The 15,643-nt window shown below is 39.4% G+C and carries 16 protein-coding genes; 9 read left to right on the forward strand and 7 right to left on the reverse strand.

Annotation, left to right across the window (positions count from 1 at the left end; translation table 11 throughout):
• Positions 1-66 precede the first annotated feature (66 nt).
• Positions 67-1,560, forward strand: coding sequence for a calcineurin-like phosphoesterase family protein (locus tag GYM62_RS06040; RefSeq protein WP_219958740.1), 1,494 nt, complete (start codon positions 67-69; stop codon positions 1,558-1,560).
• A gap of 50 nt (positions 1,561-1,610) precedes the next feature.
• On the opposite strand, the gene ggt is transcribed toward GYM62_RS06040, so the two are convergent.
• From ggt to GYM62_RS06055, 3 genes are read right to left on the reverse strand one after another with little or no spacing between them, the layout of a single operon-like run.
• Positions 1,611-3,323: a gamma-glutamyltransferase gene (gene ggt / locus GYM62_RS06045; RefSeq protein ID WP_219958741.1), complete on the reverse strand. Its 1,713-nt coding sequence runs from the start codon at positions 3,321-3,323 to the stop codon at positions 1,611-1,613.
• A complete protein-coding gene (locus GYM62_RS06050; RefSeq protein WP_219958742.1) occupies positions 3,316-5,694 on the reverse strand; it encodes a prolyl oligopeptidase family serine peptidase in 2,379 nt (792 codons plus the stop codon). The genes ggt and GYM62_RS06050 overlap by 8 nt, the downstream gene beginning before the upstream one ends.
• 12 nt (positions 5,695-5,706) lie before the next feature.
• On the reverse strand, positions 5,707-6,042 hold the full coding sequence (locus GYM62_RS06055) for an Hpt domain-containing protein (RefSeq protein ID WP_091653995.1): 336 nt from the start codon (positions 6,040-6,042) through the stop codon (positions 5,707-5,709).
• 169 nt (positions 6,043-6,211) lie between these two features.
• Between GYM62_RS06055 and GYM62_RS06060 the strand changes: the two genes are divergently transcribed.
• From GYM62_RS06060 to GYM62_RS06070, 3 genes are read left to right on the forward strand one after another with little or no spacing between them, the layout of a single operon-like run.
• Positions 6,212-6,358, forward strand: coding sequence for a hypothetical protein (locus GYM62_RS06060; protein ID WP_175557892.1), 147 nt, complete (start codon positions 6,212-6,214; stop codon positions 6,356-6,358).
• 7 nt (positions 6,359-6,365) lie between these two features.
• The gene (locus GYM62_RS06065; protein ID WP_091653991.1) at positions 6,366-6,824 is read left to right on the forward strand and encodes a DUF2452 domain-containing protein; all 459 of its coding nucleotides are present in this window, start codon (positions 6,366-6,368) and stop codon (positions 6,822-6,824) included.
• Positions 6,825-6,826: 2 nt separating this feature from the next.
• On the forward strand, positions 6,827-7,471 hold the full coding sequence (locus tag GYM62_RS06070; RefSeq protein WP_091653988.1) for a hypothetical protein: 645 nt from the start codon (positions 6,827-6,829) through the stop codon (positions 7,469-7,471).
• 699 nt (positions 7,472-8,170) lie between these two features.
• Here GYM62_RS06070 and GYM62_RS06075 read toward each other — a convergent pair.
• Both GYM62_RS06075 and GYM62_RS06080 read right to left on the reverse strand, forming a co-directional pair.
• Positions 8,171-8,788, reverse strand: coding sequence for a deoxynucleoside kinase (locus GYM62_RS06075; RefSeq protein ID WP_091653984.1), 618 nt, complete (start codon positions 8,786-8,788; stop codon positions 8,171-8,173).
• A gap of 13 nt (positions 8,789-8,801) precedes the next feature.
• The gene (locus GYM62_RS06080; RefSeq protein ID WP_219958743.1) at positions 8,802-9,692 is read right to left on the reverse strand and encodes a 3-hydroxybutyryl-CoA dehydrogenase; all 891 of its coding nucleotides are present in this window, start codon (positions 9,690-9,692) and stop codon (positions 8,802-8,804) included.
• Between the two features lie 178 nt (positions 9,693-9,870).
• Here GYM62_RS06080 and GYM62_RS06085 point away from each other — a divergent pair, with 178 nt between their 5' ends.
• Positions 9,871-10,701 (forward strand): S1 RNA-binding domain-containing protein, encoded by an 831-nt coding sequence (locus tag GYM62_RS06085; RefSeq protein WP_219958744.1) that lies wholly within the window; start codon positions 9,871-9,873, stop codon positions 10,699-10,701.
• Here the strand turns inward: GYM62_RS06085 and GYM62_RS06090 are convergent.
• The gene (locus GYM62_RS06090) at positions 10,698-11,057 is read right to left on the reverse strand and encodes an arsenate reductase family protein (RefSeq protein WP_091653979.1); all 360 of its coding nucleotides are present in this window, start codon (positions 11,055-11,057) and stop codon (positions 10,698-10,700) included. The genes GYM62_RS06085 and GYM62_RS06090 overlap by 4 nt on opposite strands.
• An 87-nt stretch (positions 11,058-11,144) precedes the next feature.
• Here GYM62_RS06090 and GYM62_RS06095 point away from each other — a divergent pair, with 87 nt between their 5' ends.
• Positions 11,145-11,633, forward strand: a complete 489-nt coding sequence (locus GYM62_RS06095; RefSeq protein WP_219959417.1) for a YkgJ family cysteine cluster protein — start codon at positions 11,145-11,147, stop codon at positions 11,631-11,633.
• Between the two features lie 45 nt (positions 11,634-11,678).
• Positions 11,679-12,611, forward strand: a complete 933-nt coding sequence (locus tag GYM62_RS06100; protein WP_219959418.1) for an ROK family protein — start codon at positions 11,679-11,681, stop codon at positions 12,609-12,611.
• Here GYM62_RS06100 and GYM62_RS06105 read toward each other — a convergent pair.
• The gene (locus GYM62_RS06105) at positions 12,592-12,975 is read right to left on the reverse strand and encodes a hypothetical protein (protein ID WP_091653978.1); all 384 of its coding nucleotides are present in this window, start codon (positions 12,973-12,975) and stop codon (positions 12,592-12,594) included. The genes GYM62_RS06100 and GYM62_RS06105 overlap by 20 nt on opposite strands.
• Positions 12,976-13,219: 244 nt before the next feature.
• On the opposite strand from GYM62_RS06105, the gene GYM62_RS06110 reads away from it, so the two are divergent.
• Positions 13,220-13,711, forward strand: a complete 492-nt coding sequence (locus GYM62_RS06110) for a DNA topoisomerase IV (protein ID WP_091653974.1) — start codon at positions 13,220-13,222, stop codon at positions 13,709-13,711.
• A gap of 10 nt (positions 13,712-13,721) precedes the next feature.
• Positions 13,722-15,614: a DNA topoisomerase IV subunit B gene (locus GYM62_RS06115; RefSeq protein WP_219958745.1), complete on the forward strand. Its 1,893-nt coding sequence runs from the start codon at positions 13,722-13,724 to the stop codon at positions 15,612-15,614.
• The last annotated feature ends 29 nt before the right edge of the window (positions 15,615-15,643 follow it).

A 15,643-nucleotide genomic window follows, 5' to 3' on the forward strand; every position in this document is an offset into this window, starting at 1 on the left:
ATTTTGGGTAATTTTTATCCAGATTATTTTGGTCATTTTTAAGCTTTTCAATCAAAATATAGATCCATGTTTAATAGACGAGATTTCATCAAAGGACTTGGCTTAAGTTCTTTGGGTTGGTTTGGCTTTCAGTCCTCCTCCTTGGCAAAGGAAGTTTTAGATGCTCCTTATTCTGATGAATTGCGATTATTTAATCCGATTAGGATTAAAGGAAAGATTACATCCAATGGGAAAGGCATTCCCAATGTGGGAGTTTCTGATGGTAGGGTTATTTCAAAATCAAATTCGAATGGAGAGTTTGAATTGATTTCCGGATCTGATAGGGAATTTGTTTTTGTGATACTTCCATCCGGATATACCATAGAAAAGCAGGCAAATGGCTCAGCCAGTTTTTTCCAGAAAATTGATACTAGATATGCTGAGCAGAACTTTAACTTTGAATTAAAGCCGCTTCGTAATTCCGATGGTAATCATCACTTTTTGTTATTGTCTGATACCCAGATTCAGAATGAGTATGAAGCCAACCAGTTATTGACTGTTTCAATTCCTGATGTGCAAAAAACCATTCAAAATATCAACGATCCCAATATTTTTGGGATTGGCTGTGGAGATTTGGTCTTTGACCGATTGGAACTTTTCAAAGAATATAATCAAGGAATAGCCGCTACCGGGATTCCTTTCTTTCAGGTGATTGGGAATCATGACATGAACTTTGGGGTACGATCAGACGAAGGAACCGCCAAGACTTTCAAGGGTCACTTTGGGCCTACTTATTATTCTTGGAATCGGGGAGAGGTGCATTATGTGGTTTTGGATGATGTGTTCTATCTGGGAGTGGGTACCAAATACATCGGCTATATTCCGGAGGAGCAATTGGCTTGGTTGGAGCAGGATTTGGCTTTGGTCGAAAAAGGGAAAACAGTGGTAGTTTCCTTGCATATTCCTACCTACACAGGAGCTGTGCAACGCTATCCTGACCGGGATACCCTTGGAGGTACGGTTAGTAATCGGGAGCATCTGTATCGATTGCTGGAGGGTTATAATGCTCACATTTTATCAGGACATACCCATTTTAATGATAATATGATCATGGGACAAGTCTATGAGCATTGTCATGGGACCGTTTGCGGAGCTTGGTGGTCCGGACCCATTTGTTACGATGGCACCCCAAATGGATATGCTATATATGAAGCTAGAGGAAGTGAATTAAAGTGGACTTACAAGGGCACAGGTTTAGGCTTAGATGAGCAGTTTAGAGTTTATGGAAAAAGCTATCATCCAGATTTTCCTGAATATCACACAGTGAATTGCTGGAATTATGATCCAAACTGGGAGATTTCATGGTATGAAAATGGAATCAAAGTTGGTGCTCCCCAGAAAATTATGGCTGTGGATCCTTGGAGCATAGAATTACATGCTGGTCCTAATTTGCCTGCCAGAAGAGAGTGGGTAGAGCCTCAGTTGAATGACCATATGTTTTTCTTTAAGCCTAATTCTATCGATAACTTGGTAGTTGAGGCAAAAGACAGGTTTGGTAATGTATATTCTAAAAAAGTATGATCTCTCACTAAAGCTAAAAAGCCTCATTTTAAAATAAATGAGGCTTTTTTTTAGAACCCTGAAGCTGCATCATCCCCTCTAGGATCTGCACCACCTTCCAATTTTCCATTAGGTAGCTTTAAAATAGCATCTACCTTTCCGATAATAGGATTATTGTTTTCCAGGATGATATAGCCTTTTGACTTTAAGTTTGAGATCAAAGTGGTATCAAAAGAATTTGGCTCAAAGCTGACCAAATCGGGAAGCCATTGATGATGAAATCTCGGTGATTCCACGGCTTCCTGCATACTCATTTCAAACTCATAGACATTCAAAATTGTCTGAACCACAGATGTTATAATAGTTGATCCTCCTGGAGTCCCTACCACCATCCATAATTCACCCGCCTTTTCTACAATGGTTGGAGTCATGGAGCTCAGCATGCGTTTTCCCGGAGCAATGCTATTGGCTTCTGCACCGATCAACCCAAACATATTGGGCTCTCCAGCTTTGGAGCTGAAATCATCCATTTCATTGTTCATAAAGAAACCCAACTCATCGATATACACCTTGCTTCCATAAGCTCCATTCAAGGTTGTCGTTACGGAGATAGCATTGCCTTCTTGGTCTACAATGGAATAATGGGTGGTTTCCATGCTCTCGGCAAAGGCTATTTTTCCTTCAGAAATATCCTCTGATTTAGTTGCCTGATCCAATGAGAAATCAGCCATTCTTGATTGGAGATAATTGTCATCTAATAGTTCATCCACGGGAATTTCTACAAAATCAGGATCGCCCAGGTAGTAGTTTCTGTCCGCATAGGCTCTTCTTTCTGCTTCCACCAGTACTTGGATGTATTCAGGTGAATGATGCCCCATAGTATGGAGATCGAAAGGCTCCACCATTTTGAAGATCTGCCCGATGGTAATACCACCGGAACTCGGCGGCGACATTGAAATAATCTTCAGATCTTTATAATTGAAAATGATTGGATCTCTCCATGCAGCCTCATAGGAAGCCAAATCTTCCTCGGTAATGATCCCTCCTAAATTCTGCATGTGTTTGACAAGAATTTGAGCTGTTTCACCTTTGTAGAATTCATCCTTTCCATTCAAGGCTATTCTCTTCAAGGTTTGTGCTAAAACCGGAATTTTTAAAGTGTCACCTGCATTGATTTCTTGTGCAAAGAATGTTTCAGGCCCATTGACTTCGATGAAGGTATCTCTTAATCTATCAAAGCGTTCCGCTTGTCTTTGGGTTACCACAAATCCTTTTTCAGCAAGTTCAATCACAGGTTGGAGAACCTCAGCGGGGCTTAATTTCCCATACTTCTCTTGAGCTGTGAAGATGCCTGAGATCGTTCCGGGAACTCCCGAGGCTAAGGCCCCTTGGGTACTTAAGCCAGGAATAATATTTCCTTCTTCATCCAAATACATGTCCCTGTCGGCAGCTAGGGGAGCTTTTTCCCGATAATCGATGGATCCAGTGCTTCCGTCAGCCATTCTAAATACCGCAAATCCTCCTCCACCTAGATTACCTGCAAAAGGATAGGTCACAGCCAGCGCCATTTCAGTTGCCATCATGGCGTCAAATGCATTGCCACCTTTTTGAAGGATTGCAATTCCAATATCTGAGGCCTCTTTTCTTGCTGATACGATCATGGCTTGATCAGCTATCAAACCTTGTATTTTTTCAGCCTCAGGTTGTTTCTCGGAACAAGAAAACAACAAAAAAGCTATTGCATAAACTTGCAATAGCTTGATCGATTTAAAACTCTTAATCATTGAGTAGGGTGTTATTGAATAATTTAAGAATTCTCTTGTATTCGTCTGTCCAGGAGCTAGGCTCCACAAATCCATGATCCTCGACAGGGTAAATAGCCATTTCCCAATTGTCTTTTCCTAATTCTATGAGTCTCTGGGATAATCTAACTACATCTTGGAAGTGAACATTCACATCTACCATTCCATGAGCCATCAAAAGGTTCCCTTTCAAACCTTCAGCAAAATAGATAGGAGAGGATCTTCTATAAGCTATTGGATCTTCTTCAGGAGTATTGAGAATATTGGAAGTATATCCGTGATTGTAATGTGCCCAATCGGTTACTGAGCGAAGGGCAGCTCCGGATTTAAATACCTCTGGAGCCGTAAATAGTGCCATGAGCGTGATAAAACCTCCATAGCTTCCTCCGTAAATTCCAATCCTATCAGCATCTACCCCATACTTTTCTACCAAATGCTTGGCGCCGTCAACTTGGTCGGACAAGTCCTTTCCTCCCATATGTCTATAAATGCCCGTTCTCCAATCTCTTCCATATCCAGAAGAAGCTCTATAGTCTATGTCCAAAACGGTGTAACCCAAATCTGTCAATAGATTATGGAACATATATTCCCTGAAATAACTGCTCCACCATTTGTGTACATTTTGAAGATATCCAGCTCCATGTACAAAGATGACAGCAGCTCCATTTTTCTTTGAGGCTTCTGGTTGGTAAATTCTCGCAGGTACCATGGCTCCATCTTCAGCCTGGAATCTAATAATTTCCGGGTCTCTCCAGTTATAAGCTTTGAATTCCTCACTCTGCCCGTTGGTAATTTGAACAGGTTTGGCTCCGGGTTTTAAGTCCTGTATGTAAAGCTCCTCGGGTCGGTTGCTATAAGAATGAATAATTGCCATTTTACTCTGATCCGGAGATAGACTTACCTCATTATTTCCAGTCATGGAAGTGAGTTGAACCTTTTTTCCTCCCATCAGAGGCATTTGGTAAAAATGTCTTTCTCCAGGATCTACCTCTGAACTAGTAAAGAACCAGCTTTTTTTATCTCTGGAAATGAATGGATCAAATACCTCGTAAGCACCTGAAGTCAAAGTCTTTTTATTTCCATTTTCTACATTTAAGAGATATAGGTGAGAATATCCGCTTTCTTCAGATTGAAAATAAATATGCTTGCTATCTGGGAGCCAACCTAAGGTTCCTCCTGAAAAAGTCCAGCCAATTCCAGGTCCTGCAATCCAAGCCTCATCTCTTTGCCTGTCCAAATTTTTTAATTCACCTGTTTGAAGGTTTACCTCAGCAATCCATCTATCCTTATTGTCAAAAGATCGGGCTTGAACGATTGCTCTTTTTCCGTCAGGAGAAAATATGGGCCCAAAAAGAGATAATTTTCTATTTGTGCTGTCCCACTTTTTGTCTGGGTAGTCTTTGGTGTAATCAGGAAGGTCCTGAAGACCAGGAAGCTTAGAATAATCTATGAAATAAACGCTGTCTCTTTTCAGATCATAAATTCCGATTTCCGACGTGGTAGGATCGGTACCTACTTTTGGTCTTGCATTTAGGTCTTCTGTATAACCTGAGGCAGCGACATAGTCAGGTACCTTCGTGTTTTTGTTGCTGGATGAATTATAATAGGTGAAGCTTGCAAAGTTGCCATCAGGTGAAAGTTGGAGGTTAGCCGGACTTTTTCCCTCGGTGTAATAGACAAATTTTTCCTCCGCCTGTTCTCTGGTAGCCTCTCTGTAGGCTGCACGTTTTTTCTCCGCCTCCTGCCTTTCTTTGACCACTTGAAGAAGTTCTAAATTTTCAGTTTCCACAAATCCTTTAACCTGCTCTGCTTGGGCAGCATTAGATTTTTTGGAAGGTTTAGAACCGGAGGATATTTGAGTAACCTTTTTAACAACTCCGGTACTGAGATTAAGCGTGAAAATATTTTGATCAGAGACAAATGAGATCAAATTTTCATCCGCCAAGAAAGTTGGGTTTGAAACTCTTGAGTGCCAATTTAACAGAACCTTTTTTTGGCCTGTTTTCATATTTTCCAAAGATATCTGGTCTGATGCACTCAAATAAACTCTCTGAGAATAATCAGTATTCCAATTGGCCTGATCTCTCCTCATAGCACTCTCTTCTTTCCAGTTCACTTTCTGGATTTGTTTCGGAGAGCTTACTTGAATCTTGTAAGTGGAATCAGCAGGATTTTTTTCTGGATTGTATTGAAAATAAATAATTTGACTATCATCACTCCATCTTGCTCTACTTGGGAAAGTACCCATCCATTGAGGATCCCGCATGATGTATTCCACGCTTAATTGAGATTGGGCAAAAAGGGGAGAGGATAGGCATATAAATGCCAGGATAAGTAGACAATTACGAACCATGCTTGTTAAATATTAATCAAGAGTTTTGACGAATTTTTTCAATTCATCCTCAATGGTTAAAAGGTGATTTTGAAGTTTTGCATTCAGAGGAAGTGAGTTGGGTATATCCGCCTCAATTTCTTCCAGCAATTTCCTAGTCTTGATAGCTCCAATATAGCTCATGCTAGGCTTTGCTTTATGACATCTTTTTTTGATGATTTCAAATTCCTTTTTTTCGTAAAAATCCCCTAACTCCTTAAGGTCATGGACGTTGGTTTCCAGAATAATTTGGATCATATCCCTGATCATATCCGGATCATCATCTCCAAAATATTGGTAGATGCTTTGTTCACTGATTAGCTGATACATGAGCGATTTGACTAGTCAAAATAAAAATGATTGTTTGGTACCTATCCTTAAAATTAAAAACATTTTTCAATATCAGGGATTTCTTAATCAAAGATTCCATAAATCAGTTATAAAGATGTGTGTTTACTGGTTAAACATTAATTTTGAACCAGAATAAGGAAGTACTGTTATGAAAAAGAACAAGAAAGTCTTTTTGATAGTCTTTGTGATATTCATGCTAATCATGCTTTGGATTGGTTATGATATTTCTCAGAGAACTACTTTCCCTGGCTCAAAAGGGAATCTAAAAGAACGTATTACAACAGGAGAAGAATAAAAAGTCAATGACTGGAAAGAAGATAGATGTAGATAAGTTGGATCTGGAACGCATGAAGGATAAGACGACCGAGGAACCCGGAACTCTTCCCTATGCTCATCACTCGGGCAGTGCTCTGATCAAACCTGAAGATAAGGGTAAAATTACCGGCAGAGCCGTGGCTGCTATGCAAAGCCAAACGGATATGCAGATGGCTCAAATCTATGAGCAGATGCAGCTTTTGGCCGATCAGGCAAAAAAGATTAAAGCCCGGGTAGAGGTTTCTGAACGGATTTATCAAGCATCCATTGCATTCGAACCTTTAATTAACCATACCTACTTTCTTTACCAGAAAGAGGATGGTTCTGATTTTTTGAGCATGATAGCCCCTGAAGAATGGGGGAGAAAGAAAGACTTTGCTGCTTTTGTGGCTGAAGTAAAATTACTGGCAGACCATACTTGGGAAGTTGTCAGAGAGAATATATAGTCATGCAACAAGTACTTTTAAGCAATCTCCTCTCCATCTTAAAAGAAGGAGAAGTAGATTTTGATGATCGTTTTCAATTGGAGTTCAATCCCTCATTTCTGGATTCTAAAGGACAAGCTTGGCTTCATGAAATCTATGATGACTTAGGTGGAAAAGGAAAGCATCCACTTTTGGAAAAGGCAAATTTTGATATGAAAATCAACAGGGTCTTATTCCTCTTTGATTCACCCATTCACTTTAACAGATATAGATTAATAAGCTTAAGATCAGATTTTTATAGTGAAATGTCTTTCCCTTTTTCGGAAGCCTACAAGAGACTTTGCAGAACTTATGAAAAGGAATGTCAGAAAGCCGGTTTGCAGGAAAGAATTTGGAATGGTCCACCTGTTGCGGGGACTTGGTTTGGACAGGCTTCCGAGCCGGGAGACTATTCCGGTGTAGGTGCTTCAGGCTGGAAATTAACAGCGTTCAATGATGCGCAAATCGACCTTCAGTCCAGAATTCATGGTTATAAGTTGATTCGCATAGCTCCTTACGAAACCATCATGACTGGAGGCAGCCTGAAGCGTTTGGATCAAATGCTGGTTAACCCAAATGAGGATCAGAGAAAAGTAATCTGTAACTGGTTTTTGAGGAAATTGGAGTAAAAGAGCTGTTTAAAAAATAGAGTTTTTTACATTGAGCATCCTGACAATTGTACGAGATCGAAATGTTGTCCAAAACAATAAAAATGTCCTTTGACTCCTTGCCAGCGTCAGACAGGCTCTACCAGTGATGGGTTGAATCTTATTCCTAAAATTCAATTATTTCGAAATTAGATTTTTTGTTATGGAAAGTTTGTTTTACCTAGATTAAGCGCTTGCTGCTTCAATTAAGCATTTTCTTTTTTCTCTTTGTTCTTTTGCCTTGAAGCAAAAGAACCAATCCCGACAGCCGTACGGGACAAGACAGGGCAAAAACGAAAGTTTTTGAGCCAGAAAGTGCGTAAGGAAGCTCCAGCCCTGTCTCGCCGCCAGGCAGGCGCACTAGACCGGACGCTGGCCCGCTGCTGCGTCAGCCCACCGCGCCCTCACTAATTATGTTTTTTCTAAAAGAAATGGAATTCAATTTCGAAAGGATAACACACGAATCCATTTTGGATTAACCTGTCATATCATTTTTTTGAATGCTTAGAATATTTAAGAATCAGGCTGATACTTGAGCAAGTAAGAAGAAAATATGGCTTAATATTAGCCCAAAGGATCAGAATTCCGAAGCTTCGGTCTTTGGTCTTCGGTCTTCCAATCGATAGAGCAAAGAGGAAATAGCAACTGGCATAACTACGGTTAATCAGATCAGATTATTTTTTAAGCAAACAATCCAAAGATTTCTCTATGAACCTTATCTACAATAAAAGAGAAATCCTCAGGCCTTTCTACAAAGTCCAGTTCATTGACATCAATAATCAATAACTTCCCTTCTTTATAATTCGATATCCAGTCTTCGTAATGGGAATTTAGATTTTTGAGATAATCAATCCTCATGGCCGTTTCATAGGATCTACCTCTTTTTTCTATTTGTCCAACTAATTTGGGGATATCAGCTTTGAGATAAATCAGCAAATCAGGAGCCTTTACATGAGAAATCATGCTATCAAAAAGACTTCGGTAATTGTAATAATCCCTTTCACTCAATAGCTTGCTTTTATACAAGTTGGCCGCAAAGATGTAAGCATCCTCGTAGATTGTTCTATCTTGGATAGTAGGGGTTTTACTTTCCTGAATAGTTTTAATTTGATTGAATCTAGAATTCAAAAAATAAACCTGAAGGTGGAAAGCCCACCTTTTCATGTCTTCATAAAAGTCAGGCAAGTAAGGATTATCATCTACCGCTTCAAATTCAGCTTTCCAACCATAATGCTTGGCTAACTTTTCTGTAAGCGTAGTTTTCCCGCTACCGATATTTCCGGATACTGCTAAGTGCATGATTTGCTAATGCTTATTTAATGAATCTTGGAGCTACTTTAATATCCTTGCTTCCCGGAGTATACTGATAAAAACCTTCACCGGTTTTTACTCCTTTGTAACCTGCCTCTACCATGTTTACTAACAAAGGACAAGGAGCATACTTAGGATTGCCAAAACCATCGTGCAATACCTTTAGAATAGATAAGCAAACATCCAGACCAATAAAGTCAGCCAATTGAAGAGGACCCATAGGGTGCGCCATGCCTAATTTCATGACCGTGTCGATCTCTTCCACACCCGCAACTCCTTCGAATAAAGTGATGATAGCCTCATTGATCATTGGCATCAATATTCTGTTGGCAACAAATCCTGGATAATCATTTACCTCAACTGGAACCTTCCCTAAATTTTTGGATAGGTCCATGATCTTTTCCGTAACCTCATCAGAAGTTGCATATCCTCTGATTACCTCTACAAGCTTCATGACAGGAACGGGGTTCATGAAGTGCATTCCAATCACCTGTTCAGGTCTTTGGGTAACCGCTGCAATTTTGGTGATAGAAATGGAGGAGGTATTGGTTGCCAGAATCGCACTTTTAGGTGCAAACTCATCCATTTGTCTGAAAATATCGAGCTTGATATTCATATTTTCAGTTGCCGCCTCAACGATCAAATCTGCATCTTTAACTCCTTCTTTGAGTTCGGTAAATTTCTTGATTCTCCCTAGAGCTTCAGTTTTTTGATCTTCAGATAGAAGGCCTTTGCTCACCTGTCTGTCCATGTTTTTGGAAATAGTAGCCAGAGCCTTGTCCAAAAATTCTTCTTTAATGTCTACTAAGGACACATGATATCCAGTTTGGGCAAAAACGTGTGCAATACCATTTCCCATGGTTCCAGATCCTATGACAGTGATATTTTTCATAATGAGGCGATTAAAATTTAAAAACAGTTCTATTTGGGTTTTTTTGACTTTGCCTTCAAGCAAAGGGATTCAAAACTACTTCCAACAGCTAGGAAATCCAATTTTTAAACATGCGTTTCCTGACTTTGTTTGTCACAAAATTTCAAAATCCTTTTAGATTAATAGCTACCTTTGAACTATGAAAGAACTTGGCTTAGTCAGCAAATTACCCATCAATAGATTTACAGATTTTGGAGCATACCTTCAGTTAGAGTCCGGTGAAGAGGTCTTGTTACCCCAAGGTTATTTGAAAGGGGAGGAGCGTGAAAATGATGAGCTTGAGGTTTTTGTATATACTGACAGTGAAGATAGACCAGTTGCTGTAACCACTCGGCCTATTGCACTTTTAGATGAATGGGGTGTCATGGAAGCTAAGGAAGTCACCTCATTTGGAGCTTTTATGGATTGGGGTTTGCCGAAAGATCTTTTGGTGCCTAATGCTGAGATGGGTAAAAACATGGAGCCTGGGAAAAAGTACTTGGTCAAGGTCTGTGTGGATTACAGAACCAATAGGCTGATAGGAAGTACCAAGCATAAAGATTTTATCTACCCTGCACCAAAGGACTATGAGCCGGGAATTCAGGTTGAGGGTTTGATATTCGATAAAACTGACCTTGGATATAAAGTCTTATTAGAAGACCGATACGAAGGCTTGGTCTATGCAAATGAAGTATTTCAACCTTTGGAAATAGGAGAGCAGCGAACGCTCTATGTGAAGAAAAGGAGAGATGATGGTAAAATTGATTTGCAATTGTTGCCTACTGGTCGAGAAAAATACGAGGAAGGTGCGGAACGAATTCTGAAAATATTGGAAGAAAAGAAGTTTCTTCCCCTTCATGATAAATCAGATCCTGAGGAAATAAAAAAAGTGCTTTCTATGAGTAAAAAGCACTTTAAGCAATGTATAGGGCAGTTGTATAAGGCCAGAGAAATAAAAATTCTGGAGGATGGGATTGCATTAGCTGATTAATCCAATTTCAAAATATCACTGGGAGTTCGGCAGAGAATCGCTTTATTTCTGAAAAGGGCAATCGGTGATTTGATCAAATAGGGATATTTGACCAAGATTTTGAGCCAGTCTTCATCATCCCAGTTTTTACCTGCGATGTATTTCTGGTAATCAGGATGGGCTCGATTGAGCAGGTCCTTGGCACGCAGTCCAAGTTTCAATAATATGCTATCCCATTGAGTTGCAGTGATTCTTTGTTTCACCACATCGATCTCGTTGACAAATTTTGCTAGAGATTTTGCGTAGGCTTTGGTTTGCTTATCAATTGGTTGACCTGCGCTGTGATAGAATAAAAGTTCTGATGGATGTGTTTTCATAGTCATTGGGGTTTAGTATCTTATTAAGATACAAAAAATACGTAATAAATTGAAAATAAGATAGATGTGACTGCATCAAAAGATTCATTGAATTTAGAATTATTTAACATTGAGAGTAAATCTGAATTCCCAACTCATAAAAAGCTGAAGGAAAGGCTGCGAAAAGTAAAGCCTAAAAAGCTAGATGAAGACTTTGAAAATCTACACGATAAAGTGTTCGAAGATCTGGATTGCCTCGAATGTGCAAATTGCTGTAAGACAACAAGTCCCATTTTTTTGCAAACAGACATAGATCGATTGGCCAAAGTTTTTCGCCAAAAAAGCAGTGAATTTATAGACGAATATCTTCACCGTGATGAAGAGGGAGATTATGTCTTGAACTCTTCGCCTTGTCCTTTTTTAAACTCGGATAATAAGTGTTTAGTCTATGAGGACAGACCTAAAGCCTGCAGGGAGTATCCTCACACGAATCGGAAGAATATTCACGGAATTTTGGGTTTAACTTTAAAAAATACGCTAGTTTGTCCTGCAGTTTTCAAAATTTTCCAGCAGATTGGCAAAGAATATAGGAAGTAAAGCAATTTTTTGGCTTTTTTGAGAATCAAACCTATGAAGAACAAAATGAATAATTCGGAGACACACTTTTTAGGAGTGGACGTGGGCGGGACCCACCTTAAAATCGGACTTGTAGACAAAAACGGAAACATCCTCGATTTTCAAAAAGAGGATACTACGCCATTCAGAGACCATGCCGAAGGTTTTGGTCAAGCATTTATCTCCGGGTTAGACAAGTATTTCAAAAAATATCCTCAGGTTGAGAAAGTAGGCATAGGACTACCTGGGTTGATCAGTAAGGATAGAACAACACCGCTGGAAATCCCTGCTATTCCAAGTCTGAATAATTTCAATCTGAAAAACGGATTGGAGAAAGCTTACCCTGATAAAGAGTTCTTCTTAGAAAATGATGCCGCTGCTGCAGCAATCGGGGAGTTTTATTACGGAAAAGACGATCCATCAGATAATTTCCTCTTCATTACTATGGGTACTGGAATTGGAAGTGCTATGGTTTTGGATGGTGAGGTTTTCAAAGGTTCTAGAGGTAATGCCCTTGAAATGGGTCACATGCTATCAAGCGGTAGTGCCAGATTGGAAACACTGATCGGTAGAAAAGGCATTTTATCCATTCTTGATAGAATGATAGCTGCTTACCCTGAAAAAGCTGGAAGATTGAAAGGTGCTGAACTGGGAACCCATTTATTGGTCGACACCGCTAAGGAAGGAAATGAAGTTTCCCTGATGGTTTTTCAGGAAGTGGGTATTATCCTGGGCGAAGCTATCGTATCGACTGTTCGAATTTTGGACGTTACAGAGGTGTATTTTGGGGGTGGTATTTCTGCTGGATTGGAGTTTATGATGCCTTCTATGGAAAGAACTATTCGTCAATACCTGACTAATTACTATAATAAGGATTTGAGGCTGAAAAAAGCCACCTTAGAAAATAATGCCGGCACATTAGGTGCTGCCGCCTTGTGTTTTATGGGTTCAGGGTTGTAATAGTCACTTCAGAAACCTTAGATATTGCATTCATTCGAAAAAGAACCTTCAGAGGTTCTTTTTCTATTTCTACCCCTTCACATGCATTGCTTGGCTCTAGAAAATAAAAGAAGAAGCTTTGGCTTTTATCAACCAATTCTACCCGGTCCGGCCTACCAAAAGTTTTGATGATTTCTTGATTATTAGCTCCTAAAAAGCTGTTTTTGATTTTTTCCAATTCATCCAAATCTTGGATTCGAAGACCACTGCATCCATATCTGTCATTTTTCCAATTCTCAATATTGATGTTGCCGGTATCCAGAGGACCTGAACAAGCAGCAATAAATAGTAGAAATACGAAAATGAAAGAAATTGAATATTTCATTGGGCATTAATTAATTTGAAGCAAAGGTATAGCGCAATCTTAAATCAGGACTATGTTTTCAATAAAACTATTTGAATCAATTTCGAGTACTATTGAAAATTTCCGGATTTGTTTTTTGCCTTAATCAGCTTATGCTCACGGTTTTTTGAAATTAATGACAAATATTGTCATAGCATGAAACCCATATTGGCACATTCTGTTTGAGCAAATCCTTTATATTAGCACATCTAATTACCCGTGAATTATGTACTACCGTTTTGGGAAAGCCTTTTACTACATCAGCATCATTTTCTTTCTCTTTTTTCTTCTTTACTTCTACTCAGCATTGACCGATCAGGTCACTTATCAAACAGATGGAGAAGGAGGGATTTCTACTATTGGAAAAGGAAACTTTTTCTATGGGATGATTGCGACATTTGTGGCTTTGAATGCTTTGGTGCTCGTTCCGCCAAAAATGTTGGAGACCAAATCGTATAGAAAACTCCACAAGCTTTTTCCGATAGGAGATAATTATAGAGATTATTTATTGACTTGGTTTTACTCCTTTGGAGGCATTATCAATCTGAGTCTTGCGACTATTGTATTTTACATCCATGCCACCAATAATCAGGAGGAGATCGCAGCAGATGAATTTGGCTTTTTCTTTTATTTGATTCCTGGGCTTTTGGTGCTTTGGATCATTGCACTCTTTTTGCTTTTCGTAGGAAAAGCCAAACAGCTACAGAAAAGAGATTAAGGATAAGACTATGGCAGAAACAGTTAAATATACCGAAGACAGTATTAAATCTCTGGATTGGAGAGAACACATCCGCCTCAGGCCGGGGATGTATATTGGTAAACTCGGAGATGGAAGTGCCCAGGATGACGGGATTTATGTTTTGGTCAAAGAGGTTTTGGATAACTCCATCGATGAACACATGATGGGTTATGGACGAAGCATAGAAGTAAAAATATCTGAACACCGAGTTGAAATAAGGGATTATGGTCGTGGTATTCCTTTGGGGAAAGTGATAGACTGTGTTTCCAAAATCAATACTGGTGGAAAGTATGATTCAGGTGCTTTTCAAAAATCAGTAGGACTAAATGGAGTCGGTACAAAAGCTGTAAACGCTTTGTCAGACTATTTTAAAGTTCAATCCTATCGTGATGGGGAAACCAAAATAGCTGAATTTGAGAAAGGGGTATTGAAGGAAGATAGACCGATTGAGAAATCTTCTGATAGAAATGGAACCAAGGTGATTTTCACCCCTGATGCCAGCATATTCAAGAATTACCACTTTATCCCGGAATATCTTGAAAATCAAATCTGGAATTATGCTTACCTGAATGCAGGTTTGACCATTAATTTCAATGGAAAAAAGTTTTTCTCAGACAGAGGACTTTATGATTTGTTGTCCAATAAAGTTGATGAGGAAAGTTCAAGGTATCCTATCATCCATTTGAAAGGAAATGATATAGAAGTAGCGATCACTCATTCCAATCAATATGGAGAGGAATATTATTCATTTGTCAATGGACAGTATACCACCCAGGGAGGAACTCACTTGGCAGCTTTTAGAGAGGCTATTGTTAAGACAGTTCGGGAATTTTATAAAAAAGATTATGACTCTTCAGATATCCGCCAAAGTGTGGTAGCAGCCATTGCGGTAAGGGTTCAGGAGCCCGTTTTTGAATCCCAAACAAAGACCAAATTGGGTTCTCAATCAGTTGGTCCAGAAGGTCCAACCTTACGAACCTTCGTCAATGACTTTATCAAGACTGAACTGGATAATTATCTTCATAAAAACCCTGCAGTAGCAGACGCTTTGTTGAAGAGAATCTTGCAGTCTGAGAGAGAAAGGAAGGAGATTTCCGGAATCAAGAAGCTGGCAAATGAAAGAGCGAAAAAGGCTAACCTTCACAATAAAAAATTAAGAGACTGCCGTGTGCATTATGATGATGCGAAGGCCAATGAAGACTTGAAGAATAATACCATGCTCTTCATCACAGAGGGGGATTCAGCTTCTGGGTCGATAACCAAATCTAGGGATGTGCAAACTCAGGCAGTTTTTTCCTTGAGGGGTAAACCGCTCAACTGCTTTGGAATGACGAAAAAGGTGGTGTATGAAAATGAGGAATTTAACCTGCTACAGCACGCCTTGAATATAGAAGATGGTATTGAAAATTTGAGATATAGAAAAATTGTCATAGCTACCGATGCCGATGTGGATGGAATGCATATCCGACTTTTAATCATGACGTATTTCCTGCAGTTTTTCCCTGATTTGGTGAAAAATGGGCACTTATTTATTCTTGACACCCCTCTTTTCAGGGTAAGGAATAAGAAGGAAACGATCTATTGCTATTCAGATGAGGAAAGGCAACGTGCGATCCATAAGCTAGGAAATAAGCCGGAAATTACCCGATTCAAAGGATTGGGAGAGATTTCACCAGAAGAGTTTGGGAATTTCATTGGAGAGGATATCCGGTTGGAGCCTATCATCTTGAACAAGGAAACGAAAATCTCTGATCTTTTGAATTTCTACATGGGTAAAAACACACCTGATAGACAAAACTTCATCATCGATAATTTGAAGATCGAGAAGGATCTGGCTTTGGATGACCCAAGAAATCAAACAGAGGAAGAAGAGGCGGCATAAAAGCCTAATAGAAATATCAATTAATATTT

Origin of the sequence: Algoriphagus sp. NBT04N3 (genome assembly GCF_019443765.1) — a bacterium.
Lineage (GTDB): Bacteria > Bacteroidota > Bacteroidia > Cytophagales > Cyclobacteriaceae > Algoriphagus > Algoriphagus ornithinivorans.

Bases quoted from the DNA above. Each gene is read 5' to 3' on its own strand.
- GYM62_RS06040 (WP_219958740.1), top strand. From the start codon at position 67: ATGTTTAATAGACGAGATTTCATCAAAGGACTTGGCTTAAGTTCTTTG.
- ggt (WP_219958741.1), bottom strand. From the start codon at position 3,323: ATGATTAAGAGTTTTAAATCGATCAAGCTATTGCAAGTTTATGCAATA.
- GYM62_RS06050 (WP_219958742.1), bottom strand. From the start codon at position 5,694: ATGGTTCGTAATTGTCTACTTATCCTGGCATTTATATGCCTATCCTCT.
- GYM62_RS06055 (WP_091653995.1), bottom strand. From the start codon at position 6,042: ATGTATCAGCTAATCAGTGAACAAAGCATCTACCAATATTTTGGAGAT.
- GYM62_RS06060 (WP_175557892.1), top strand. From the start codon at position 6,212: ATGAAAAAGAACAAGAAAGTCTTTTTGATAGTCTTTGTGATATTCATG.
- GYM62_RS06065 (WP_091653991.1), top strand. From the start codon at position 6,366: ATGACTGGAAAGAAGATAGATGTAGATAAGTTGGATCTGGAACGCATG.
- GYM62_RS06070 (WP_091653988.1), top strand. From the start codon at position 6,827: ATGCAACAAGTACTTTTAAGCAATCTCCTCTCCATCTTAAAAGAAGGA.
- GYM62_RS06075 (WP_091653984.1), bottom strand. From the start codon at position 8,788: ATGCACTTAGCAGTATCCGGAAATATCGGTAGCGGGAAAACTACGCTT.
- GYM62_RS06080 (WP_219958743.1), bottom strand. From the start codon at position 9,692: ATGAAAAATATCACTGTCATAGGATCTGGAACCATGGGAAATGGTATT.
- GYM62_RS06085 (WP_219958744.1), top strand. From the start codon at position 9,871: ATGAAAGAACTTGGCTTAGTCAGCAAATTACCCATCAATAGATTTACA.
- GYM62_RS06090 (WP_091653979.1), bottom strand. From the start codon at position 11,057: ATGAAAACACATCCATCAGAACTTTTATTCTATCACAGCGCAGGTCAA.
- GYM62_RS06100 (WP_219959418.1), top strand. From the start codon at position 11,679: ATGAATAATTCGGAGACACACTTTTTAGGAGTGGACGTGGGCGGGACC.
- GYM62_RS06105 (WP_091653978.1), bottom strand. From the start codon at position 12,975: ATGAAATATTCAATTTCTTTCATTTTCGTATTTCTACTATTTATTGCT.
- GYM62_RS06110 (WP_091653974.1), top strand. From the start codon at position 13,220: ATGTACTACCGTTTTGGGAAAGCCTTTTACTACATCAGCATCATTTTC.
- GYM62_RS06115 (WP_219958745.1), top strand. From the start codon at position 13,722: ATGGCAGAAACAGTTAAATATACCGAAGACAGTATTAAATCTCTGGAT.